Source organism: Paludibacterium purpuratum, assembly GCF_004363805.1.
GTDB lineage: Bacteria > Pseudomonadota > Gammaproteobacteria > Burkholderiales > Chromobacteriaceae > Paludibacterium > Paludibacterium purpuratum.
Window position 1 is genome coordinate 63,204 of the sequence record NZ_SNZP01000009.1, and the last position, 24,649, is coordinate 87,852.

21 protein-coding genes are annotated in these 24,649 nt (G+C 59.6%); 12 read left to right on the forward strand and 9 right to left on the reverse strand.

Annotated elements, in window-relative coordinates; genetic code table 11:
- Window positions 1–34: 34 nt before the first annotated feature.
- On the reverse strand, window positions 35–235 hold the full coding sequence (locus DFP86_RS11905; RefSeq protein ID WP_133681488.1) for a hypothetical protein: 201 nt from the start codon (window positions 233–235) through the stop codon (window positions 35–37).
- Window positions 236–876: 641 nt separating this feature from the next.
- Here DFP86_RS11905 and DFP86_RS11910 point away from each other — a divergent pair.
- The 4 genes from DFP86_RS11910 to DFP86_RS11925 all read left to right on the forward strand — a co-directional run bounded on the left by DFP86_RS11910 (window position 877) and on the right by DFP86_RS11925 (window position 4,205).
- On the forward strand, window positions 877–2,220 hold the full coding sequence (locus tag DFP86_RS11910) for an MATE family efflux transporter (protein ID WP_208108319.1): 1,344 nt from the start codon (window positions 877–879) through the stop codon (window positions 2,218–2,220).
- A gap of 77 nt (window positions 2,221–2,297) precedes the next feature.
- On the forward strand, window positions 2,298–3,488 hold the full coding sequence (locus DFP86_RS11915) for a chromate transporter (RefSeq protein ID WP_133681492.1): 1,191 nt from the start codon (window positions 2,298–2,300) through the stop codon (window positions 3,486–3,488).
- A gap of 162 nt (window positions 3,489–3,650) precedes the next feature.
- The gene (locus DFP86_RS11920; RefSeq protein ID WP_133681494.1) at window positions 3,651–3,926 is read left to right on the forward strand and encodes a CopK family periplasmic copper-binding protein; all 276 of its coding nucleotides are present in this window, start codon (window positions 3,651–3,653) and stop codon (window positions 3,924–3,926) included.
- A gap of 51 nt (window positions 3,927–3,977) precedes the next feature.
- Window positions 3,978–4,205 (forward strand): DUF2933 domain-containing protein, encoded by a 228-nt coding sequence (locus tag DFP86_RS11925; RefSeq protein ID WP_133681496.1) that lies wholly within the window; start codon window positions 3,978–3,980, stop codon window positions 4,203–4,205.
- Window positions 4,206–4,258: 53 nt separating this feature from the next.
- Here the strand turns inward: DFP86_RS11925 and DFP86_RS11930 are convergent, their stop codons facing one another.
- The 5 genes from DFP86_RS11930 to DFP86_RS11950 all read right to left on the reverse strand — a co-directional run bounded on the left by DFP86_RS11930 (window position 4,259) and on the right by DFP86_RS11950 (window position 11,810).
- On the reverse strand, window positions 4,259–5,743 hold the full coding sequence (locus DFP86_RS11930; protein WP_133681498.1) for a multicopper oxidase family protein: 1,485 nt from the start codon (window positions 5,741–5,743) through the stop codon (window positions 4,259–4,261).
- Between the two features lie 111 nt (window positions 5,744–5,854).
- On the reverse strand, window positions 5,855–6,091 hold the full coding sequence (locus DFP86_RS11935) for a hypothetical protein (RefSeq protein WP_133681500.1): 237 nt from the start codon (window positions 6,089–6,091) through the stop codon (window positions 5,855–5,857).
- The gene (locus DFP86_RS11940; RefSeq protein ID WP_133681502.1) at window positions 6,088–9,261 is read right to left on the reverse strand and encodes an efflux RND transporter permease subunit; all 3,174 of its coding nucleotides are present in this window, start codon (window positions 9,259–9,261) and stop codon (window positions 6,088–6,090) included. Before DFP86_RS11940 ends, DFP86_RS11935 begins: the two co-directional genes overlap by 4 nt.
- Complete coding sequence (locus tag DFP86_RS11945) at window positions 9,258–10,568, reverse strand: efflux RND transporter periplasmic adaptor subunit (RefSeq protein WP_133681504.1); 1,311 nt, start codon at window positions 10,566–10,568, stop codon at window positions 9,258–9,260. The genes DFP86_RS11940 and DFP86_RS11945 overlap by 4 nt, the downstream gene beginning before the upstream one ends.
- Complete coding sequence (locus DFP86_RS11950) at window positions 10,569–11,810, reverse strand: TolC family protein (protein ID WP_166642248.1); 1,242 nt, start codon at window positions 11,808–11,810, stop codon at window positions 10,569–10,571. It lies immediately after the preceding gene.
- Window positions 11,811–11,977: 167 nt separating this feature from the next.
- Between DFP86_RS11950 and DFP86_RS11955 the strand changes: the two genes are divergently transcribed.
- From DFP86_RS11955 to DFP86_RS11975, 5 genes are all read left to right on the forward strand, one after another.
- Complete coding sequence (locus DFP86_RS11955) at window positions 11,978–12,655, forward strand: heavy metal response regulator transcription factor (protein WP_133681508.1); 678 nt, start codon at window positions 11,978–11,980, stop codon at window positions 12,653–12,655.
- On the forward strand, window positions 12,652–14,034 hold the full coding sequence (locus DFP86_RS11960; protein ID WP_133681510.1) for a heavy metal sensor histidine kinase: 1,383 nt from the start codon (window positions 12,652–12,654) through the stop codon (window positions 14,032–14,034). Before DFP86_RS11955 ends, DFP86_RS11960 begins: the two co-directional genes overlap by 4 nt.
- Before the next feature lie 188 nt (window positions 14,035–14,222).
- A complete protein-coding gene (locus tag DFP86_RS11965; RefSeq protein WP_133681512.1) occupies window positions 14,223–14,504 on the forward strand; it encodes a CopK family periplasmic copper-binding protein in 282 nt (93 codons plus the stop codon).
- A gap of 52 nt (window positions 14,505–14,556) precedes the next feature.
- A complete protein-coding gene (locus DFP86_RS11970) occupies window positions 14,557–14,940 on the forward strand; it encodes a hypothetical protein (RefSeq protein WP_133681514.1) in 384 nt (127 codons plus the stop codon).
- Between the two features lie 57 nt (window positions 14,941–14,997).
- Window positions 14,998–15,303, forward strand: coding sequence for a YHS domain-containing protein (locus DFP86_RS11975; protein WP_133681516.1), 306 nt, complete (start codon window positions 14,998–15,000; stop codon window positions 15,301–15,303).
- A 92-nt stretch (window positions 15,304–15,395) separates the two neighbouring features.
- Here DFP86_RS11975 and potE read toward each other — a convergent pair whose 3' ends face one another.
- Together potE and DFP86_RS11985 are read right to left on the reverse strand one after the other, a co-directional pair.
- Window positions 15,396–16,730, reverse strand: a complete 1,335-nt coding sequence (potE, locus tag DFP86_RS11980) for a putrescine-ornithine antiporter (protein WP_166642249.1) — start codon at window positions 16,728–16,730, stop codon at window positions 15,396–15,398.
- A 68-nt stretch (window positions 16,731–16,798) separates the two neighbouring features.
- Window positions 16,799–18,961 carry an ornithine decarboxylase gene (locus tag DFP86_RS11985; RefSeq protein WP_133681518.1) on the reverse strand — a complete coding sequence of 721 codons (2,163 nt, stop codon included), beginning with the start codon at window positions 18,959–18,961 and terminating at the stop codon, window positions 16,799–16,801.
- Between the two features lie 282 nt (window positions 18,962–19,243).
- Here DFP86_RS11985 and DFP86_RS11990 point away from each other — a divergent pair, with 282 nt between their 5' ends.
- From DFP86_RS11990 to mgrA, 3 genes are all read left to right on the forward strand, one after another.
- Window positions 19,244–20,671: a sigma-54 interaction domain-containing protein gene (locus DFP86_RS11990; protein WP_133681520.1), complete on the forward strand. Its 1,428-nt coding sequence runs from the start codon at window positions 19,244–19,246 to the stop codon at window positions 20,669–20,671.
- Between the two features lie 514 nt (window positions 20,672–21,185).
- Window positions 21,186–22,457: a Rid family detoxifying hydrolase gene (locus tag DFP86_RS11995; protein WP_133681522.1), complete on the forward strand. Its 1,272-nt coding sequence runs from the start codon at window positions 21,186–21,188 to the stop codon at window positions 22,455–22,457.
- 326 nt (window positions 22,458–22,783) lie between these two features.
- Window positions 22,784–23,824, forward strand: coding sequence for an L-glyceraldehyde 3-phosphate reductase (mgrA, locus tag DFP86_RS12000; RefSeq protein WP_133681524.1), 1,041 nt, complete (start codon window positions 22,784–22,786; stop codon window positions 23,822–23,824).
- A gap of 72 nt (window positions 23,825–23,896) precedes the next feature.
- On the opposite strand, the gene DFP86_RS12005 is transcribed toward mgrA, so the two are convergent.
- Window positions 23,897–24,547: a TetR/AcrR family transcriptional regulator gene (locus DFP86_RS12005; RefSeq protein ID WP_133681526.1), complete on the reverse strand. Its 651-nt coding sequence runs from the start codon at window positions 24,545–24,547 to the stop codon at window positions 23,897–23,899.
- Window positions 24,548–24,649 lie beyond the last annotated feature (102 nt).

The following is a 24,649-nucleotide window of genomic DNA, read 5'->3' on the forward strand; positions in this document are numbered from 1 at the left end:
TTACTTGGCCGCAAAGCACGCACACCGACCCGGCCTACAAGCCGAGAAACTTGCGGCTACGGCGCATGATCAACGGCACCACCAGCCCCACCGCCAAAGTCAGCAAGGTCGATGTCTCAGCCGCCGGGGCCGTGTCGAGCACGACCCGCGCGGCACGGGCGCCGGGCTCGGCTGCCTGCGACGCACAGGCAGCAATCAAAATCCAACAAGCCAATCCGTATAGCTTCGCCACCATCTTCAATCTCCTTCGCGTAGCCAAAGCTTCACCATCGACATCGAGCGCTACGCAACGTAAGGACAAATGGATAAACCGAACTCGCCGGACAAGGTTGGATCGGTACAGCGGAGGCATGGGGCTCATGCCCATACCGCCGCGCTGTCGCGATAGCCACCGGCGCCAGAGACCAGCTCACACCCGTGAATGGGATGACGTAGAACGGCGCCTGCGAAGATGTGTAGAAGGATCGCCCTCGACAGAGGGCGCACCTGTATGATTGGTCGGGCACAGAATCTACGTGCCGCCCATGTTTTACCCGTTTGACATTAAAATATACTGCCCTTTATGCCCATATCGGCTACACTCGCAGGGTCTATACACCGATAATGCGTCTCATTCTTCTTGCCGCAAAATATGGCGGCAGACGACAAACCCCGCCTAGCTGCTGCGTAAATACCGCCGTTTCGGCGGGCGACAAGCGGAAGCGTAAAACGCCCCTGATCGAAATAACGGCCGGCACAGCCAAAGGTCGTGGACAGCACGATCGCCACCAGAATGGCCCCATAAAACATAATGATATTGGATCTTTTTAAGACACCATTCTTGCAGTATCTTAGCCGGATGCAACGAAGCCACCGTCACAAGAAATGGGCACCCAGGTGACCGCCCGCCTGGCGCAATCCCAGCATCGACGCGTGTTGATGCTCGCCATTCCCATCGTGCTCGCCAACCTCACCCAACCGATACTCGGCGCCGTCGATACCGCCGTCGCAGGCCACTTAGGCAGTGCGACCAATCTAGGCGGCGTCGCGCTTGGCGGCCTCTTCTTCAACTTCGTGTTCTGGGGTTTTGGCTTTCTGCGCATGGGCACGACAGGGCTCGTCGCCCAAGCGTTCGGCGCCCAGGATTTGGCGGCCTTGCGCGCCAATGTCGTGCGCGCACTGCTATTGGCGTTCGGCATCGGCCTCCTGATCCTCTCCGTGCAGGCGCCGCTGATCCGCCGAGCACTCGAACTCATCGGCGGCAGCGACGCGGTGCTGCGCAACGCGCGCCTCTATTGCCATGCTCGCATCGGCTCGGCGCCGTTCGCGCTCGCGAACTATGTCGTGCTCGGCTATCTGCTCGGCACACAGCGGGTACGCATCGCGCTGGCCTTACAGATATTGATCAACGCCGTTAACGTGCTTGCCGTATTGACCTACGTTTACCGCTTCGGCTGGGGCATCTCGGGGATCGGTGCGGCGACGGCGACCGCCGACGTGATCGGCTTTGTATGCGGCGCGGCGGTGCTATGGCATCTGCGACCGCATGGACTCGCGCCACTCGCATGGCACACGCTCGCCGACGCGGCGTCGCTCAAGCGGCTTGTCGCCATCAACCGCGACATCTTTTTGCGGACCCTGTGTCTGCTGGGGGCATTTGGCTGGTTCGCGCACCTCGGCGCGCGCCAAGGCGATGCGATCCTGGCCGCCAATGCGCTGTTGCTCAATTTCCAAACCTTCATGGCCTATGGCCTCGATGGCTTCGCACATGCCGCCGAGGCGCTGGTCGGCATGGCCATCGGTCGCCGCGACCGCGATGCGTTCCGGCAGGCCGTGAATGTGAACTTGATCTGGTCGGCGCTCGGCGCCTGCGGTTTCGCACTGGTTTACGGGTTCGCCGGCGGCGGGATCATCGACACGCTCACCGATCAGCCCGCCATACGCACTGTCGCGCAGACATTTTTGCCCTGGGTGGTATTTTTGCCGTTGGTTTCGGTATGGGGATTCCTGCTCGACGGCGTTTTCATCGGCGCGACGCGGACGCACGAGTTGATGCGGACGATGGCGGTCTCGTTCGCCCTATTTCTCGGCGCGTCAGAGATGCTGGTCGCCCCCTTCGGCAATCATGGGCTCTGGCTCGCACTACTGATTTTCATGGCGGCACGCGGTTTGATGCTTGCGCTGCACTTGCCGCGAATCACCGCGGCGATTCAACCGGTTTCGCCGCGGCAAAGACCGTAACGCTTCCGCTTCATTGCCTTTTTACGCGCTAACGAATTAAGTTATCTAAATAACGACAGCAAAAGTACGATAGGACGATGGAGACCAAAAACACCTCGCCACTGAGTATCTTCCTGATCTTCCTACGGCTCGGGGCGACCTGCTTCGGCGGCCCGATTGCCCACCTCGGCTACTTCCGCGAGGAATTCGTCCGGCGGCGACAATGGCTGGATGATCATGCCTATGGCGATCTGGTCTCTTTGAGCCAATTTCTTCCCGGCCCGGCGAGCAGCCAGGTTGGCATAGGTCTTGGATTGTTTCGCGGCGGTTTGACCGGCGCCATTGCCGCCTGGTTGGGCTTCACGCTGCCGTCCGCCATCGCCTTGGTTCTGTTCGGCCTCGTGTTGGCGCACAGCGGCAACGCGACAGGCGGCGCCTGGTTGCACGGACTGAAAGTCGCGGCCGTCGCGGTCGTGGCTCAAGCGCTGTGGGGAATGGGTAAAAATCTGTGTCCGGACAAAGAGAGAGCCACCCTGGCGGTGCTTGCCGCCGCGGCCGTCGCGGCCGAGCCAAGCGCCTGGACCCAGATCATGGCGATTGCCGTGAGCGCGCTCGTGGGCTGGCGCTGGCTTAGTCCGGCCGAAGCCTTGCCACACAGCCCGTTCCCGGTACGACTGAGCAAGCGCGCCGGCATCATCGCGCTGGCGCTGTTCGCGGCCATACTGACGCTGCTGCCGATCTACGCCAGTCGAAGCGGGATCTATCACATTCAGCTATTCGACAGCTTCTTCCGCGCCGGCGCCTTGGTGTTCGGGGGCGGGCATGTGGTCTTGCCTGTGCTGCAGGCGGAAGTTGTCCCGCGCGGCTGGGTATCTCGCGATGCCTTTTTGGCCGGTTACGGTGCGGCACAAGCGGTGCCCGGGCCGCTATTCACCTTTGCCGCCTACCTTGGCGCCGTATCGACCGGCTCGGCCAATCCATGGCTGAATGCAACCATCGCGACCATCGCGATCTTTCTGCCCGGCTTTCTGTTGATGATCGGCGCACTTCCCCTCTGGGAGGCACTGCGCGCGCATCCGGCCATGCAACGCGCCATGCAAGGGGTCAATGCCTCGGTCGTCGGCCTGCTGCTCGCCGCCTTTTATCAGCCAGTGTGGACCAGCGCCATTCACGCGCCCGGCGACTTTACCTTAGCCGTCGCGGCCTTCCTGCTGCTTGTATTCTGGAAGCTGCCTTCCTGGTTGGTGGTCATGCTGTGTGCCGCGGCAAGTAGCCTGGGACTCCTGTGACATGGCAGATTCCGGTCATCGAATACCGCTCTTGGCTTGGCTGACGACACTGTAATCTTCAAGCCATCTTCTCGTCAGTAGCGACTTGCTAAATTGTTCGCATGGATGGAGATACGGCGTTTCCGTCTCTCTATTGATCGATGATTTAAAAGGAACCTACACATGAACAAAATCATTTTTGCGGCACTCTTGGGCGGTGTGTTTACCTCTGCAGCATTTGCCGTGGATTTCAACCCGCAACAAGTCGAGCTGAAGGATGGCACGGGCTTGGTTGTTTTCGAGGATGGCAAGACGGCCATGGTCGATCAGTACGGGCACACCATGAAGATGGATCAAAGCGCGGTCATGGAAACGAAAGCAGGGACTCAAATTGCCATGAACGGCAATGAAGTTCAGCGTCTGCAGCAATTCCAAAAGCAAACCCGCGCGCACAAGTAAGTGCCGGCACCCCGATTCGCCACACTACTACCTCACTCATTGGAGCTACCCATGAAATCTTGCTGCTCGAATAGTAAAAGCCGCTGGCCAATGGTCATCATGATCGGACTGCTGGCGGTCATCGCCGGATTACTGACGTTCGGCAACGCGCGCGGTGCCTCGCTGGCAGCGCTGCCGCTGTTATCGGTACTGATCTGTCCGTTGATGATGTTCGTGATGATGTACCTGATGCCGCGCCAGCATGACGAGAAGGCATCGGCGAACACCGATAAGTCCTAGATGGCAATTCAAAGACGGACATGGCCGAGCGCCATGTCCGTCTTAATCCCACGTCAAATCACTTTAAGCTGTCCCATCATCCCGGCTGCTTCATGTTCCAGGATATGGCAATGGAACATGCGGATTCCCGGCCAATGCTGCACGGTTTTGATGCGGACGGTTTCACCGGATTTCAGGTTGACGGTATCGTGCCAGGCCTTGTAGGGCACCGCGATCGCCTCGCCATCCAGCTCTCGCGACAGCACCTGGAACTGGGTTCCATGCAGGTGGAAGGGATGATCCATGTCGGCCTGGTTGGCGATTTCCCACACTTCCACATCGCCCGCGCGGCTCTTCAGATCGATCCGGTTCATATCGTATTGCCTGCCATTCACCAGGAACTTCATTTCGTGCTGGCCGTTGCGCATGGACATGCTTTCGGAGAAGACCACACGTTTGTGTGCGACCGGTTTCCCCAAATCCGGGATGACGACGAGCTTATCCGGCAAAGGCGGCAGCGCCGAGGCACTGACGGCGGAGAAATCCACGGAAAGAATCGCGATGGGATGCTCCGGCGCCACATCGCCCATCTTGCCGCGGTCGTACACCGCGCTGACCAGCTTCGCCAGATCCCGCCGCTGGCCGGCGTCGACAATGAATTCCGCGCGTTGCCCAGGAGCCAACAGATACTCCTCTAGACCGGCTTGCGGTTTTTCCAGCAAACCGCCATCGGTGCCGACCAGGGTGAGCGTCGACCCGGGAAGCTGCAGGCGTAGATAGCGTGCGCTGTTGGCATTCCACACTCGCCAGCGCTCCCGCCCCTGCGGCGAGAAACGGAGGACGGGTCGGTTCTGGCCGTTGGTCAGCACAAACTGCCCCTCCCGCCCGTTCATCCAGTCGTCGCTATCGTTGGGGGCGATTTGTCCCCTCGCATCCAACTTCAAATCGGACAAAATCAGCGAACGCTCAGGTATCTGCGCCAGGGGATCCTGTCTGGCTCGCACGATGAAACCGCCGGCCATCCCGCGGTAAACCTGCTCGGCGGCCAAGAGATGGGGGTGCGGGTGGTACCAATAGCTGCCAGCACACCCCACGGGCAATGTGAAGCGGTAGGTGTGCGACTGGCCGGGAGCGACGGCATCGTGCGGATTGCCATCCTGCCCTGGCGGCACGGGCAAACCATGCCAGTGGATGGTGGTCGGTTGCGTCAATTGGTTGACCAGGGTGATTTCGACGTTGTCGCCTTCCGTCACCTCGATCAACGGACCGGGCAAACTGCCGTTGTAGGCCCAGAACTCGGTTGGGCCGGTAGACAGCAGCGGCACCCTGGCCGGTGCGGCAATCAGCGTTGCCTTGAACAAGCCGGCTTGCCGGCTTTCATTGATGAGCTTAGGCATCGCGGCAAGATCGGCGCCTGCGGAGAGCAAGGCGGGATCCAGCAGTGCGGCGGAGCCCACCGGCCCCGGCATGGCCTGGGGCAGAGTTTCAGCCAAGGTCTTCAGGCTGAAGCCGCCGAGTCCCGACAGCAACATGCCACCTAAAAACGAACGTCTATCCATAACAGCATCCCTTCGTATCCCTATTCTTGTTCGATGTAGCAGCGCCAGGGAGGCACCGCAAGGTGCGCATCCCTGGCTGAGACAACGGTCGTCGGCACGAGCCGAGGTCGACTATTGTCCGCCCATATTCATGCCCGACATCATTTTCTGGTACTGGGCCTGGTAGATCTTCATATCGGCCATATACGCCTGCAGCAGTTTTTCGCGCTGCTGCGCATCTTGAGTATGCGCGATCTTGGTTGCATCTTGCGCCAGCGTCTGAATCGATACCGGTGCGGTTTGCGCGGCAAACGCGGCGCCGGAAACCAGCCCGATCAGAACCAAGGGAAACAGCTTATTCAATTTCATGAGTCTTGCCTTTCTTGCTCGGCCACTTCCGTGGCCCGTGGGGAGGAAAAATGCCGGCCATGCCATAACAGATAGAGGGCCGGCATCACGAACATCGATAACAACGGCGCGGTGATCATGCCGCCGACCAGCGGCGCGGCGATGCGCTGCATCAGGTCGTTGCCCGCGCCACTGCCCAGCATCACGGGCAACAGGCCCGCCACCAACATCACCACCGTCATGGTCTTGGGCCGCACGCGCAGCGCCGCACCATCGACGATGGCCGCTTTGAGCGCCTCGCGGCTGGTCAGTAGCCCTTGGGTCTTATAGCGTTCCAGCGCCTGATCGAGGTAGATCAGCATGATGACGCCGAACTCGGCGGCGATCCCCGCCAGCGCGATAAAGCCGACCGCCACCGCCACCGACATGTTGTAGCCCAACAGGTAGATCAGCCACAGACCGCCCACCAGGGCGAACGGCAGCGAGCCCATGATCAGGGCGGCCTGCCACACGCGGCGGAAAGTCAGATAGAGCAACAGGAAAATGATTGCCAGGGTTGCCGGAATCACCATCATCAGACGCTCGGCCGCGCGCTGCAGATACTCGAACTGGCCCGACCAGGTAATCGAATAACCGGGCGGCAACTTAACGCGCTGTTCCACATTGGCCTTGGCATCGTTGACGTAGGAACCGAGGTCGCGATCGCGGATATCGACGTACACATAGGCGCTCGGACGAGAGTTGTCGCTGCGGATCATGGCCGGCCCATCCTCGACCCGGATCGAAGCCAGCATCGACAACGGCACCGAGGCGCCGGATGCTGTCACGATAGGCAAGGACTTGATCGCATCCAGGTTGTCGCGCAACTCGCGAGGGAAGCGCAATGTGATCGGGTAACGCTCCAGGCCCTCGATCGTTTCGCCCACCTGTTCGCCGCCAATACCCTGCGATACCGTCTGTTGGATTTCCTCGATCGACAGGCCGTAACGCGCGGCCGCCGCGCGGTCGATGTCGATATTCACATAGTGCCCGCTACCCAGACGCTCGGCGCTGGCCGACGAGGTACCCGGCACCGATTTGATCGCCAGTTCGATCTGTTTGGCCAGGCGTTCGATCATGGCCAGATCCGGCCCGGAAACCTTGATCCCGACCGGTGTCTTGATACCGGTCGCCAGCATGTCGATGCGGTTACGGATCGGCTGCACCCAGACATTGGACAAGCCGGCCACGCGCACCTTGCCGTCGAGCTCCGCAATCAGCTTGCTGGTGGTCATGCCAGGCCGCCACTGATCGCGCGGTTTGAGCGCAATCGAGGTTTCGAACATTTCCAGCGGTGCGGGATCCGTCGCCGTTTCGGCGCGCCCCGCCTTGCCGGTGACGCGTTCGACCTCCGGCACCGAGGCGATCAGGCTATCGGTGATCTGCAGCAACTGGCGCGCCTTGTCCGCCGACAGACCCGGCTGGGCGGTCGGCATGTACAGCAAATCGCCCTCATCCAACGGCGGCAGGAACTCGCTGCCCAGCCGATGTATCGGCCAAGCCGTCAACACCAGCATGGCGGCGGCCAACGCGAGGGTACCGATGGGGTGACGCAGCACCCATTCGATTGCCGGTCGGTACAGCCGAGTCAAGACGCGGTTGATCGGGTTTTCCTGCTCGTTGCGGATATGGCCGCGAATGAAGAAGGTCATCAGCACCGGCACCAGGGTGACCGACAAGCCCGCGGCGGCGGCCATGGCATAGGTCTTGGTAAACGCCAGCGGCGAGAACAAGCGGCCTTCCTGCGATTGCAGCGTGAAGATCGGCACAAAGCTGACCGTGATGATCAATAGGCTGAAAAACAGCGCAGGCCCGACCTCGACGGCCGCTTTCGACATCAGCTGCAAATGCGTCGCCGGGTTGGGGGCATGACCGCCATGGCGCTCTTTCCATGCTTCTAGGTGTTTATGCGCGTTTTCGGTCATCACCACGGCACCGTCCACCATGGCACCGATCGCAATCGCGATGCCGCCCAGCGACATGATGTTGGCGTTGATGCCCTGATAGCGCATCACGATGAAGGCGGCGAGCACGCCCAGCGGCAGCGACAAAATCGAGACCAGGCTGGAGCGCAAATGGAACAGGAAAATCAGGCAGACCAGCGCCACGGTCACGAACTCTTCAATCAGCTTGTGCGACAGGTTCTCGACCGAGTTCTCGATCAGGCGCGATCGATCGTACACCGGTACCAGCTCCACGCCGGGAGGCAGGCTTTTCTTCAATTCATCCAGACGCGCCTTGACCAGTTTGATCGTGCCATCGGCATTATTGCCGGCGCGCAGGATGATGACGCCGCCCACCGACTCGCCGTTGCCGTTGATCTCTTCGATACCGCGGCGCATGGATGGCCCGACCTGTACCGTCGCCACATCGGCCAGGCGCACCGGGGTGGCATTGTCGGTCGACTTCAGCACCACATTGCGAATATCGTCGATCGACTTCAGATAGCCGCTGGCACGCACCATGTACTCGGCTTCGCCCATCTCGACCACCGAGCCGCCAGCCTCGTTATTGGCTTTTTTCAGCGCATCGGCCACGCTATCCAGACCGATGCGATAAGCACGCAAGCGATCCGGCTGCAGCTCAACCTGATAGGTACGCACCATGCCGCCCACCGTCGCCACTTCGGACACGCCGGGGACACTGCGCAATTCGTATTTCAGGAACCAGTCCTGAATCGAGCGCAATTGCGCCAGGTCATGCTGACCGCTGCGGTCGACCAATGCATATTGATAGATCCAGCCCACACCGGTGGCGTCCGGCCCGATCTCGGGCTTCACGTCGGCCGGCAGCTTGGCGGCGGCTTGATTCAAATATTCCAGCACCCGGGAACGAGCCCAATACAGATCCGTGCCATCGTCGAACAACACATACACGTATGAGTCGCCGAAGAACGAGAATCCACGTACCGCCTTGGCGCCAGGCACCGACATCATGGTGGTGGTCAACGGATAGGTGATCTGATCCTCGATCACCCTCGGTGCGCGCCCCGGCGCGCTGGTCTTGATAATGACCTGAACGTCGGACAAATCGGGCAGCGCATCCAGCGGCATGGTCTTGACCGCCCAAACGCCCCATCCCAGCAGCACGGCGGACATCAGCAACACCATGAAGCGGTTGCGCACCGACCAGTGAATCAGCTTGGCGATCATGGTCGGGCTCCCGTCGGCGCGGAACTCTGCAACGTCTCCAGACCATGCTGTAGATTGCTTTCCGAATCGAGCAGGAATTGGCCGGACGCGACAATACGTTGGCCAGCCTTCAGCCCGCTGAGAATCTCGACTTGGCCGCCGGCCTCGCGCCCGGTCACCACCGGCACCGGCGCAAACTGGCCATCGTCGCCGGCCAGCACCACCAGCGTGCGCCGACCGGAGCGAATCACGGCCTCGCTGGGAATCAACAGATGCGGCACCGCGTTGGCGCCTAGACTTAGGCTTGCCAGCATCCCCGGCCGCAGCAGATGGCGCGGATTGGCGACGCTCACCCGCACCGGCAAGGTTCGGCTATCGGCGCTGAGCTGCGGCAGGACCGACTCCACCTTGCCCTGCAAGGTCTGCCCAGGTAACGAAGGCAAGGTCATCGACACCGCATCGCCCGGCTTGACGCGATTGGCATCGTTTTCCAGCAGCTCGCCGACGACCCAAACACGGTCGAGATTGACGATGGTCATGATGGGCTGGCCGGGATCCACCTTGGCGCCGGGGTGCACCAGCACCTCGGAAATGAAGCCGCTCTGCGGCGCCGTCACGGCGACCCCGCCGGAGCGGGAGACGCCCCAAGTCGACAATTTTTGCTGTACCGCGGCCCGCAATTGCGGATCGCTCTTGGCGATGTCGTACTCCGCGGCCATCTGCCGGGCATCGGGCGACGTCACCGTCGCCACGGTGGCACCGGCCGACACGCTATCGAATGTGGCGTGGCCGGGCAACGCGCTCACCCAACCGCCGACCCGGCTGATCGCCGAACTCACTCGCCGTTCGTCGACCTTGACGGTGCCCACCACCGTCAGCGCGTCGCTCAATACGCCGGTTTTCGCCTCGACATAGCGGATGGCGCTGTGCTTGAGCGTATCCGCCGGCACCGTCACCGCCCCAGGTAGCGCCGAAGTATCAGGCGCATAGACAGGAACCAGCGCCATATCCATCAGCGGCGATTTGCCCGGCTTGTCGTAACGCGAGCCCGGCTGCATCGGATCGGTCCAATACATCACTTTGCGCGCGCTGTTGGCCTTGGGGGCGGATGCGTCGTCGTACTTGGGCAGCAGCTTCATCCCCATGGGCGAAGTCCCGCCCTGATCGAAGTGCGTGGCGGGATCCATCGGGTCATACCAATACAACACCTTGCGGCCACTCTCCGGTGCGGGCGAGGCATAGGCCGGATACAACTTCCAGGCCGAAATACCGGCAACCACCGTTAACACCGCTGCCGCTGCGGCGATCTGCTTCTTATTCATTTTCATTTACTGCTCCTGAAATGACGCTGCGGACGGCACGAAATAATCCAGCGCGATGCGCGCACGCACACGCTGATAACGCAATGCCAACACGGTCATGGCATCGTCGAGCCGGTTTTGTCGGGAGGTAATCAATTGGGAAAACGGCAAGGCACCATTGGCATAGCCGGCGACATTGCTGGCGACCAGCGCGTCTGCGCGCGACGACAGGCCGGCATCCAATTCAGCCAGACGGCGATTCAGCGAAAGCCAGTCGGTGTAGGCGGCCTCCAGATCGGCCCTTAGAGAGCGCAAATCGGCTTCACGGGTCGCGCCGGTGGCATCCAGATCCAGTTGCCGGGCGGCGGCTTGCCTGTCCTGGCGTGCGCCCGGACGAATCGGCAAGCTGAATGTCACCATGGCAGTCAGCGTATTGGGCATCCCAGGGGTTCGGGCCCGGCCATAGGACAACTCAAAATCCCAATCCGGCTTCTTATTTTCGCGAGCCTGGTCGACTGCGTTCTGGGCTAGCGCCGTCTCTTGCTCCCGAATCAGGATCGCAGGATGCCGTTCCAGCCAGGCCTCAAGCATGGCCAGCGTCGGGGGGGAGGAAATCTCCGGCAGCGTGTCGGGCAGTTCTACTTGCCCAGCCCAACGCGCGACTTGCGCATCGGCCTTATGCTGATCCGCCAGGGCCTGCTGCAACTTATCGTTCAACAACAGCCGTAGCCGTTCGGCATCCAGCACCGAAGCCACGCCGCCCTGCGCGCCGATCAGGGCGCGCCGTTGTGCGTCGACGCCCTTGCCGGCCTGGTCGAGCTGCTGTTTAAGCAAGCGGACCTGTGCGCGCGCATAGACGGCGTCAAGCCAGGCAAACGCGGCATCTCGACGAATCGTCAGGCGGGACAAGGCCTCATCGGCGCGTAGTCGCGACGCGCTCAGCAAATTGGCTTGGCTCGCCAGCGTCAATTTTTTCCCGCCGGGAATCATCTGTTCGACACCGATCACATCCATGGTCTGATCGGTCGCGCGAAAGTTTGAGACGGGAAGTTTCTCTTCTCCCAGCTTGATTTTCGGATCGGGCCACTCGCGGGCTGCTAACGCATCCTGCTCCTGGGCCTGGCTGGATTTCTTCAATGCGGTCAATTGCGGCGCACCGGATAAGGCCTGCCCGACCATCGCGTCGAGCATCAGTGGTCCGGCCTGTGCCTGGAGCGTCAATAGGGCGATACCATAGGCGATCAGCGATCGCCTGCTCGGAAAATTCATGATCGTTCCTCGATTGGTGGGTTGCCTGCATCGCGGCAAATCGAGGAACAGTGTGGCAAGGTGCGGCCAACGAGAAACTGACGCGAAGATTACATTCTTGTAATGTAAGCCGGGCATCCAGAACTTGCGGCACAATGTCACCGGCAGAGCTCAAAGGGAACAAGCGCATGAAAATTCTGGTTGTGGAAGACGAAGCCCGCACTGGGGACTATCTTCGCCAAGGCCTCTCCGAGGCGGGCTTCGTGGTAGATCTGGCGCGCGACGGCCTGGATGGCCTGCATCTCGCCCTATCCGAAACCTATGACCTCGCCGTGTTCGACGTCACTTTGCCGGGCATGGATGGTTGGCAGATCCTCAAACTGGTGCGTAGCGCCGGCAAGGATCTGCCGGTTTTGTTTCTGACCGCCCGCGATGCCGTGGAAGAGCGCGTCAAGGGGCTGGAACTGGGCGCCGACGACTACCTCGTCAAACCATTCGCTTTTGCGGAACTGCTGGCGCGCATTCGCTCGCTGCTGCGTCGAGGCAGCAAGTCGAAGGATCCGGACACCTTGACCATCGCCGATCTGGAGCTGGACCTGATGCGTCGGCGCGTGACCCGGGGCGGAGAGCGCATCGATCTGACCGCCAAGGAATTCCTGCTGCTGGAACTCTTGATGCGCAGACAAGGCGAGATCCTGCCGCGCAGCCTGATCGCCTCGCAAATCTGGGATATGAACTTCGACAGCGACACCAACGTCATCGAAGTCGCCGTGCGCCGGTTGCGCGCCAAAATCGACGACCGCTTCGAGCCCAAATTGATTCGCACCGTGCGGGGCATGGGCTATGTCATCGAGGTTCCACAATGATCGCCAGCCGCCGACCATCGATCACCCTCACGCTCACCTTGCTGTTTGCATTGGTCTCTTCATCGGTGCTGTTCATCATCGGACTCACCCTGTCGCCGCTGGTCGAACGACACTTCGAGTCCTTGGATAGCGCGCGTTTGGACGGGGTCGGCCGTGCCGTGAGCTTTGTCTTCCATTCGGAAACGACTCAGCCGCACTCTCCATCCTGGGCCGCGCGACTCAACGAGATTGTCATGGGTCAGAACGATATCGCATTGGCGGTTTTCGACGCCCAAGCACGCCGGATTTACGCGTCCCAAGGGTGGAGCCTGCCTGGACAGACCGTCCAGACCATGCGGCAAAATCCAGAACCCTTGAGCAAACTTTCCGATGCGCACGGCCATGCTTGGCATACCCGGCTATTCACCGTCCAGACGCCACAGGGCGCACAGACCGTGATCCTGGCCGTCAATCTGTCGGCACACCAGCATTTCATGGCCTCGTTCAGGCTGGCGCTCTGGGTGGTGATCGGTATTGCCGCCCTGGTCAGTGGCATGTTGGGCTGGTGGGTGACCCACCGGGGGCTCGCGCCTTTGCGCGACATCCGTCGCAAAACGGCGCGTATCAACGTCGGCAATTTGAACTACCGCCTACCGGATAGCGATATTCCCAAAGAACTGGCGGGCGTGGTGGACGCCCTGAACGTGATGCTGGCGCGGCTGGAAAACGCCTTTCAGCGCCTGTCGGACTTCTCGGCGGACATCGCGCACGAACTGCGCACGCCGGTGAACAGCCTGTTGACCCAGAACCAGGTGATGCTGACCAAGGCGAGAAGCTTGGAGTCTTATCAGGATGTGCTGGCGGCCAATGTCGAAGAACTCGAGCATATGTCGCGCATCATCTCGGACATGCTGTTTCTGGCCAAAGCCAGCAACAACATGGTGATTCCAAACCGCGAGCCGGTCTCTCTGCACGAAGAGGCTCGGCAGGTGCTCGACTTCTACGACGCGTTGATCGAAGAGTCGGCGTTGACCGTGGACTTGGACGGCCAAGCCCAAGTGTCGGGCGACCGACTCATGCTGCGCCGAGCAATCGGCAATCTCGTCTCCAACGCGGTGCGCTACACCAACCCGGGTGGCACGATTACCATCCACATCAGCCAATCGCCGGACGGCACCAGCCACTTCTCGATCCGCAACACCGGGCCGACCATCGCGCCGGAGCACCTCGCACGGCTGTTCGACCGCTTTTATCGAGCCGAGCCGAAAAAAACCGAGGCTCAAGACGGCGCCGGACTGGGATTAGCTATCACCAAGTCGATTCTGCAAGCCCATCAGGGCGACATCCAGGTGCGCTCCGGCGACGGCGTCACCGCATTCGAATTCTGGCTACCCGCCTAAGTCTCGTCGGGGATGCGCCATCCCCTCCCCCTCTGCTTCCTCTTCCCTGCCGACACCAAAGAAAGCTGACAAATTTGTCATGATCGGGCCACCTTCGCGTAAGGGCGGCCTCTGTATTCTGATAGTCATTCGGCGCCGCTTTCGGTGCCGGAGCAGACAACCTCACGTCAATTTCAAAGGAATACGCCATGAAAAAATTTGCACTACGCGCCTGCCTGCTGGGCCTCATGCTGGGAACAGCCTCGTCGGCTTTTGCCTATGAATTCTCCGTCACTCAGACGGGCATGCAAAACGGCGCCACCCTGTATGTCTTCAACGACGGCAAGATGTCCATGACCAATGAGTACGGACATGTCGTGTCGATGCCGGTCGGCACCCTCATGCAAAGCAAGGACGGACGTCAAATCGCGATGGACAGCAACGAAACCGCCCGTCTGGTCGCGTATCTGCACCTTGACCACAAACGTTGAGATTGACCGCGGCCCAATCCCCCGCAGGTATTCGACCGTAAGGAGTTTGAACATGAAAACCGCAAAATTAGTCGTACTTGCCGGCCTGGCCACCCTGTCGGCTGCCGTTTGGGCCGGAGGACAAAACAGCTCGGCACCGCAAGCCGCGATGCCCGCCATGATGCAACCGATGCACGCAAAAATGCAGCAGACGATGCGCACGCGGATGCAGCAGATCGTCAACGCCAAGACCCCGGCAGAGCGCCAAAAACTGGCCAATCAACTGATGAGCACGATGTCGACGCAATGTCGTACGCAGATGGGATCCGGCGCCGGCATGATGGGGTCGGGCTCCATGATGAAGGGCGGGAGCGCCGGCATGATGGATACGCCGATGCCGGGGGCGAGCGGCAACGCCGCACACCGTCAGCATCATCCGGCTAACGCTTCGCAATAACCGCATGCGCGCACGGCCTGCATGAACGAGCGGGCCGCGCGCAAAGGGAGATTCATCATGCAATGGCTTTCACAATACGGTATTTGGATTTTGCTGGCCGCCTTCGTCCTCATGTCGCTGCGCCGCGGCGGCATGGGATGCGGGATGGGCGGACACCGCCACGGCCACCATGGGCAGGCTGGCGGGGACTCGTCCGTCAAAGATCCGGTGACCGGCAACCCGGTCGACACACGAACCGCGTTGACGTCGATGCATCAAGGCAGCCGGTATTGGTTCGAATCGGAAACCTCCCGCGCCCGCTTCGAGCAGAATCCGGGCCAGTTCGTCGGCACGCACACCCATCGGCATGGCGGGTGTTGTTAAAAGCGCCGGCACCGGCAACGGCGCTTCTCCGATTCATCATTCATCACCGTCCCCCCACCGTCAGGCGCCTGCCTGGCCGTTGGGGGATTCGCTTAATCTCCCGTGACGGCGCTTATTTCCCGCCGATTGCGCTCCGCTTCGAAACGGGGAGAAATGATGCCGTACAAGGTCCAGCCGAAGAAGGTCGCCAACCCTCCCCAGACAAGGGCATCGGCACCCGTGTTGTAGATGGCGTAGTACGTGTAGGTAGTGGCAATGAAGGTAATCAGATTGGTCACCCGACGCCGGGCGGCACTGACACTGACCAGTTTCTGCATGATCACCAGTGCCGCCATAGACAGCACATAGGGGATGAGATTGGTCAGTACCGCGAGGTTGAGCAGAACGTCGAACTGTTTGCTCAGCGTCGGGCTGATGGTCATGAACGATAGCGCCGACTGCAGCAAGACCAGAATCAGCATCCCTTTGACCGGTGCCCCCGCACGAGTGACCGCCGTGAAGATCTTAGGATAGAAACCGGCCTCGGCGCCGGAGCGGCAGACCTGGGCAAAGGTGAACTGCCAACCCAGCAGCGACCCGATACAAGACATGCACATCAGCGCCATGATGGTCTTGCCGACCACCGAGTTGAACATGTAGCTGAAAACCAGCCCGAACGGCGCCGTGGAGCTGACCAATTGCAAATTCGGCACGATGCCGGCGATCACACTGGTCGAACCGATATAGATCAACGCCGCGCCGAACGTGCCGCCCAATACCGCGATCGGCACATTGCGTTCCGGATTGTCGACCGCATCGGCATTGGCGCACGCCGACTCCAGTCCCAAAAACGCCCACAAGGTAATCGAGATCGATCCGCTGATGGCCCCGAGCGTCGGCATGTGGTGCGGGTTCCACGCGCTAACGAACAGCACCGGCTTGAACCAGAACCAGCCGATGATGCACAGGCCGAACACCGGAATGATGACCCCCCAAATGGTGATGCCGCCGATCCGGCCGGTCATGCGCGAGCCCCAGAAGTTGGCCACGGTCGTCAACCACAACACCAGCACGGTCGCCAGACAGGTATTGAGAGGCGAGAGCGTCAGATTGAAGAAACCGACGCCATAGCCGACGGCCGTAATGGCGATGGCGACGTTGCCGATCAGGATCGACAGGCAGTATGTGTAGTTGCTGATGAAGTTGCCGGTGGTGCCGAAAGGGTACTCGGCATAGCCGAACATGCCGCCACTCCTTCGGCTCAGCATGCCGCATTGAGCAAAACAGTATGCCAAGGCGAACGCACCGATCGCCGTGACCAACCAAGACAGAATCGAGATCGTGCCGATCTCGGCAAGCTTTGCCGGGAGCAGGATAATACCCGAGCCAACCATATTGATCGCCGTCAGCATGGTTAACTGCACGACGCCCATTTTCTTAGTACTCATATTTAGTCTTCCCAAAATCAAGGTAATCATTGCTTGCGACGGAAGGCTGCCAGCCTGTATGCGCTAGCTCACTGCTTGAGCACATAAGCGAAAATCCGTTTCTCGCCGCGCTCGTCGAGTTGGCAATAAACGCCCTGCAGTTCCGGAGCAAAGCCGGGCAACTGCGCGATCACCGATTCCCAGGTTCTGAAATAATCCAGTACGGCCTTGCCCCATACTTCGCCCGGCACAATGCAGATGATCCCCGGCGGGTAAGGCAATGCGCCTTCGGCAGCAATGCGGCCCTCGATTTTGCTAAGCGGCACCAACTCGACGTTGTCGCGCACGAACTGGATGTGGGCATCCTGCGGTAGCTTGGCCATGTCGGGCATCGTCGCCTTGCGGAATAGCTTTTTCTGGACGTCCTTGATGTTGTGCCCGACGTAGATGTCGTGCATTTCCTGACAAAGTCGACGGATGGTGTAGCCGCGATAACGCGCTTCGTTCGCCTGGTAAATCGATGGCAGCACTTCGGCGAGCGGCACATCGTCTGCGATCAATTGCTCGAAGCGCGTCAGTAGTGCAACCAGGTGCTGCATCTTGGTCAGATTCGACGCGGGCGTAATCAGGAACAGAATGGAGTTAAGGTCGCTCTTCTCCGGGGTGATGCCATGCTCGCGCAAGTAACTGCACAGAATCGTGGCGGGAATGCCGAATTTGCCGTATTGCCCGTTTTCGATGTCGATACCGGGCGTCGTCAGCAACAATTTGCACGGGTCGACAAAGTACTGGTCGGCTTCGAACCCCTGATAGGCATGCCATTGCTCGCCCGGTACATATTTGAAGAAGCGCAGATCCTGGGCGATCAGATCGGTATCGTGGTGCTGCCATAGCTTGCCGTCGACCATCGGCGGCACGAACGGCTTGATCATCGTGCAGGCGCTGAAGATCAGCTTGCGCGTCTCGATGCCGACCTTGACCGCGTCGAGCCACATTTTTTTGCCGTGCGCCCCCTCGTGCATCTGCGCATTGACGTCCAGCGAGGCGAAGATCGGATAACTCGGACTGGTGGAGGCATGCAGCATGAAGGCATTGTTCATGTGCTTATGGTTGCAATACCGCGCCTGCCCCTTGATGTGGCGATCCTTCTTGTGAATCTGCGAGGCCTGCGACAGGCCGGCCAGCAATTTATGCACCGACTGCGTCACCAGAATGCCGGGATCGTCCGGCCCAAGTTCGAGCAGCAACGGCGAACAGTCCTTCATCATCGGAATGAACTGTTCGTAACCGACCCAGGCCGAGTCGAACAGGATGTAGTCGCACAGGTGCCCGATCTTGTCGACCACCTGACGGGCGTTATAAATGCAACCGTCGTAGGTTCCTAGCTGGATAATCGCCAACCGGAACGGCCGCTCGGCATCGGCGCGTTCCGGGGCGACCTTGCGGATTTCCGCCCGCAGGAAGTCCTCTTTGAAACAGGCGGCATCGATGCCGCCGATAAAGCCGAACGGGTTACGCGCGGTTTCAAGGTAGACGGGCGTCGCCCCGGCTTGCAGCAGCGCCCCGTGATGTACCGACTTGTGGTTGTTGCGATCGAACAGCACCAGATCGCCCCGGGTCAGCAGCGCATTGAGCACCACTTTGTTCGACGACGAAGTGCCATTGAGGACGAAATAGGTTTTATCGGCGTTGAATACCCGGGCCGCGTGTTGTTGCGCCTCGCAGGCTGCGCCCTCGTGGATCAGCAAGTCGCCAAGTTTCACCTCGGAGCTGGCCATGTCGGCACGGAACAGGGTTTCACCAAAAAAATCGTAGAAGCGACGCCCCGCCGGACTTTGACGGAAGAACTGCCCGCCGTTGTGCCCCGGGGTAGACAAAGAGACGTTGCCCTTGTCGACGTAGTCGGCCATGTTGGCGAAAAACGGCGGCAGCAGGCCCGCTTCATATTCGCAAGCGGCATGGTCGATCTGTTTACCGAAAAATTCGGCAGTCACATTGTGCAAATCGATCACGCCTCGGAGTTTGCGATAAAACCAGGCTGACAACGTCTGGTTTTTATCTACCACGGCGAATAGCGGAATATCGAATCCAGTCGAATCGATCAGTGCCAGCGCACCGTTTTCGATATCGGAGGCGGTCATGACCACGGCCCCCACATCGGTGAAGTCGGTAGCAAACAGATCCACGACTTCCCGCGTCGAGCTGAAACTATCCAGCGCGGAGGTGCTCGCCGCAACTTTTAGCTTTTTCATCGTATGTTCCCTTCTTTTTTGCCCACTTGAGCTATCTGCACGACCTTGCCGCCTACCCGGGCAACTAAGGAGCAAACGGCAGCAGCATTGCAACGCCGGTCAGCGCAACGACCGACGCGCTCAGCCAATGCAAGTAGAGCAATTCCCGTGCCATTTATAAGCATTTGATGTACAATGATATTCTTATATTCACGTTGTCAAAGCGCTGAGCTTCCGTTGAAAACCTTGAACAAATGACGAATTTCCGTCATGTTGGCCACGCCCTGTGGAGAGGGGAATCCGATGTCGTCCGTGTCGCCGGAGTTGGAACTCGCACTCCAGATATTTGCCCGTTTTTTCGATCTGATTCACCAACCGATCACCATCATCGATCAGGCAGGCAAGTTCGTTTATTACAACCAGGAAAGTGCGGAAATAGACGGATACCGGGGGGCGCAAGCGCTGGGGAAACACTTCCTCGACGTTTACAACCGGCTGCCGGAAGAAAAGAGCACGATGCTCGGTGCGCTGCACCACGGCACGGAGTACATCGGCAATTACCAGATCTATTACAACTACAAAGGCCGCCCGGTCGATTACCAACACACGACGGTTCCCCTGTTCGGACACGACGGTATCCGTATCGGCGCGATCGAAATCGGCCGCGACGTCTCCAATGTACGCAAACTGCAGCAGCAAGTGGTCGAGCTAAACCAGCTGCTATACAGCCGGAGCCAGAACGACGCGTATCCGATCATCACCTGCGACGATGCGATGTGCGCGCTGATCAAGAAGACGAAACGCATGGCGCTCAACGACGCGCCGGTGGTGATCGTCGGCGAAACAGGCACCGGCAAGGAGCTCTTTGCGCGGTTATTGCACCAGTCGAGTAAACGCGCCGACCGGCCGTTCATCGCCCTGAATTGCGGCGCACTGCCCGCCCAACTGATAGAAAGCACCTTGTTCGGCACCGTCAAGGGCGCCTATACCGGCGCGGAAAATAGCAAGGGGTATCTGGAACTCGCCGACGGCGGCACGCTGTTTCTCGACGAGATGAACGAGATGCCGCTGGCGATGCAAAGCAAGTTGCTGCGATTCTTGCAAGACAAGAGCTTCTGGAAACTTGGTGGAAATCAGGAGCTGCATTCCGACGTGCGCATTATTGCCGCCATGAATGAAACGCCCGCTTATCTCATCCAGCAAAAGCGGCTGCGTAACGATCTGTTTTATCGCTTGTGCGTCGGCGTACTATCGCTACCGCCTTTATCCGCCCGGCTGCACGATATCGAAGTACTGGCGCTGCACTTTATCGAAAAACACGGCAAAACCGTAGGTCAGCATATCCACGGCATCAGCTCGACCGCGCTGTCCATATTGAAGAGCAAACCGTGGCCCGGCAATGTCCGTATGCTGGAAAACGTGATTGTGCGCAGCATGATGACGCAGGAGCACGACGGGCTGCTCACCACGATCGCCTATGATGAGGAGATTTACGAGCTCCCGGAATCGCCCGCCCAGACAAAATCGCCCCCGCCACAGACGGTGCCTGCCGGCACGGTCGGCAACCTCACGCATCGTGTCGAAGCCTTCGAACGCAAGCTGATCATCGAGGCGCTCAATGCGGCCAATGGCCGGGTCGCGCAAGCGGCGGAGACACTGGCGATTTCCCGTACCACGCTCCACTACAAGATCAAAAAATACGAGATCAATTTCGGCGTACTCGACGATTGATGGCGGAAAGCCACGGCGCCATGCCTTCCGGCCAGTGGTAAAAATCTCGTTTTTTATTAGTCTGACGGTATGACATTCATAAGCTGGCAGCTAAAAATAACAAAAAACCGCAAAAAACCTTGGCTTTCTGCTTTTCCGGTATCACTTGCCCAATATTTGCCAAACTACCACTTCATTTTTACGGTTTAATCAACCCAATAATATTTCAGAGACATATTACCGGCTCTAAAGGCGCCGTTTTTATGCAAATTTGAGAAATGATGAATACGTAGAGGCAGTAACGGCGCAGTGTTACTCACCTGGAATTTTTTATTGATGGTGTTTTTCTGTAAATCGCCTAGATAGACTTGCATCCGATCCATTGAAGTACCCTCCACCGGGCGTTTACCGGCCTGCGCCAGCGCGGGCCCTGGGGCCGCCGCCCGGATAGAACAGCTGTAACTGTCGCTAGCGAAGTGGAACACGTGCCAGCCACGAAACCCACTGAATCCAACCCATACAGGTGAGTAAAATTATGACTGGCTTTAACGCTGTATTGCCGAGAAATACCGAAAACGCTCCGAAAAACATCGGCCCTTATTCGCAAACCGTTGCTTTCTCCCATTACAATAATCTGTCGGCTCAATTGCCGATCGATCCGAAAACCGGCGCATTGGTCGCTGGCGGTGTAAAAGAACAAGCCGAACAGTGCTTCAAGAATATCAAGGCCGTCATCGAAAGCATCGACCATGTGATGGACGATGTCGTTCGAATCACCATCTTCGTTAAAAACATCGCCGACCTCGACGCTGTTACCGCCGTTTATAAAACCTTCTTCCAAAGCTATGTGCCGACCCTGACGACCGTTGCGGTTGCAGCGTTGCCGATGAATGCTTTGGTACAAGTGGACGCGCTGATTTCCAACGGCGAAGGCACCATCCCCAATGCACCGCAAGCCGGCGACTTGGTCAAGGTTGCCAAGAACGTGGAAACCGCGCCGCAAAGCCCGCTGTCGACGCATTCCGTCGCGTTCTCGCACTACAACAACCTGTCGGCTCAACTGCCGATCGACCCGAAAACCGGCAAGCTGGTCGCCGGCGGCGTCAAGGAACAAGCCAAGCAGTGCCTGAAGAACGTCAAGGCCATTCTGGAAGGCATCGACGTGCCGTTCGACGACATCGTCAAGATCAACGTCTTCCTGAAGAACCTGTCCGATCTGGACGCAGTCAATGAAGTTTATACGACCTTCTTCCCGGACTCGGCCATCGCCCGCGCCGTCGCCTACGTACCGGCACGCACCGCAGTCGAAGTTGCCGGCCTGCCGATGGATGCTTTGGTCCAAATCGAAGCCGTTATCTCGCACGGCGACGGCACCCCGCCGCAAGCCGTCGAAGACCGCCACGGTCTCGTCATCTGGGCCAACAACACCGACAAGGCACCGAAGTGCGCCCTGTCGACCCAGACCGTCGCCTTCTCCCACTACAACCACCTCTCGGCACAACTGCCGGTGGATCCGGCGACCGGCGCCATGGTTGCCGGCGGCGTGAAAGAACAAGCCGCACAGTGCCTGAAGAACATCAAGGCCATCGTTGAAAGCATCGACCACAAGATGGCCGATGTGGTCAAGGTCAACGTGTTCGTGAAGAACATCGAAGACATGGCCGCCGTCGACGAAATCTACGCCACCTTCTTCCCGGGCAATGCGCCGGCTCGCCGCACCGTGGGCGTATCGGCTTTGCCGAAGGATGCGCTGATCCAGATCGACGCCGTGGTATCGCACGCCGAAGGCACCCCGCGGAAGGCATAAGGGGTTTGTCAGCAAGTAGAAAAAACGCCGAAATCTATTTTCGGCGTTTTTTTTAGGTTAATCGCGCAAGGCAATTAAGAGCGGCCGTAGGAGCGGCGGCCTTCAGTCTTCGAGTTTCAAGCCGGCTCAGGCGTGCACAGCGCCATATCGCTCAAACGCATACTGTGCCACATGGGGTGCCCCAGCGCCCCGCCAGCTGGCAGCGCTCACACTATTTTGCAAATAAATCCCCACGGCGAAAGCGGCAGTCATAGACTGTTGCTCGCATCACGCGCGCGTCGGCCGCGATAGCCGGCAGCCTTACCGATATGGAGAAAACCCTCATCATGCAGTATCAGGCTGATTCGACACGCTACGACGGCGGCATGCCCTATCGACGCGTCGGGCAGAGTGGAATGGTGCTGCCCGCCGTTTCGCTCGGGCTGTGGCAAAATTTTGGCGGCGTGGACGTTTTCGAGACCGGGCGGGCGATGTTGCGCCGCGCCTTCGACCGCGGCGTCACCCATTTCGACCTGGCCAACAATTACGGTCCGCCGCCCGGTTCGGCCGAGGAAAACTTCGGCCGCTGGCTCGACCAGGATTTCCGGCCCTATCGCGACGAGCTGGTGATTTCGACCAAGGCCGGCTGGGAAATGTGGCCCGGCCCGTACGGCGGTCCCAACGGCACGCGCAAATACCTGATCGCCAGCTGCGAGCAAAGCCTGCGACGGATGAAGCTCGACTACGTCGACATCTTCTACTCTCACCGGGTCGATCCCGATACGCCGCTGGAGGAAACCATGGGCGCGCTGGCGCAACTGCATCGCCAGGGCAAGGCGCTCTATGTCGGCATCTCGTCGTATTCGCCCGACTTGACGCGCCAGGCGGCCGCCATTTTGGCGGCAGAACGCGTGCCGCTGTTCATCCACCAACCCAACTACTCGATGCTCAACCGCGGCATCGAACAGGGACTGTTGCAGACACTCGACGAGCTCGGCGTCGGCTGTATCGCTTTTTCGCCGTTGGCGCAGGGACTACTCTCCGCGAAATACTTGGGCGAGACGCCCGCGGACGCACGCGCGAGCCGGCACGGCTCGTTGAAGCCGCAGATGCTGAGCGCAGCCAACCTCGAACGCATCCGCGCGCTCAATGCCATCGCCCAACGGCGCGGACAGACGCTGGCACAGATGGCCATCGCCTGGGCGCTGCGCGACGCGCGCGTCACCTCGGTGCTCATCGGCGCGCGTACTGTCGAGCAGTTGGACGACTCGCTCGACGCGGTCAAACAGCTGGCCTTCACCGGCGAGGAGCTGGCCGAAATCGACCGCTACGCGCAAGACGGCGACGTCGATCTATGGAAAGTATCGTCGCGCATCGGCGCGGCCTGACCTTTTCCCGCAACCTACAAAAAACCCGCGCGGCCGTGAACCGCGCGGGTTTCGCTTCTTATAGAGGGCGCCCTAGCCCCGGGGTTCCGGCAAGCGGACAGGGCTTGCCCCGCCCAGCACCATCCTCATGACATTCTCCATATGTGTCGTCAGGGCTTGCGAGATGAGCGCGTCGTCCTGATCTTCCCGCGACAATTGCAATAGCTGAATGCCTTCCATAAAGCCGGTCAAGCTGATGGCCGCCAGTTCCACCGGCACTTGCGGCACCTGCCCGGCCAACTGGCAGAAATGCAGGATGTAGCCAGCCAAGAGCTGATGGATTTCCTGGGTGAAGGCATTGAAGCGTTCGGCGAATTCGGCATCGCGCGCGGCCAGTAAGCGCGCCTCCCCCCAGCAAATCGCACAGTTGCGGTTGCGATGCACCGTGGAAAACAGCGCCAAGGTACGGGCACGGACGATTTCCAGATCGGTGCCGCTGCTGTAGAGCGCATCGAAATCCTGCTTTTCCTTTTCGTGCAGCCGTTGGAGCAAATCCAGAAATAGCTCGTTCTTGCTGGAAAAATTCGAGTAGAAGGCGCCGCGCGTATACCCCGCCTCGCTGGCGATGTCCTCGACGCTTGCCGCCGCCAGGCTCTTCTCGGCAATCAATTTCAACGCGGCATCCAATAGATGCTGGCGTGTTTGCTCCCGGCTTTCCGCGCGGGTGAGTCGCATACGGTTCATGGAAAAATCATAACACACAACACAATCATCTAAGATTCAATCTTGTATTTGAATTCATATTTGAATTAGTATGCGCAAATGAATTCAAAAGAGGATTGCCTC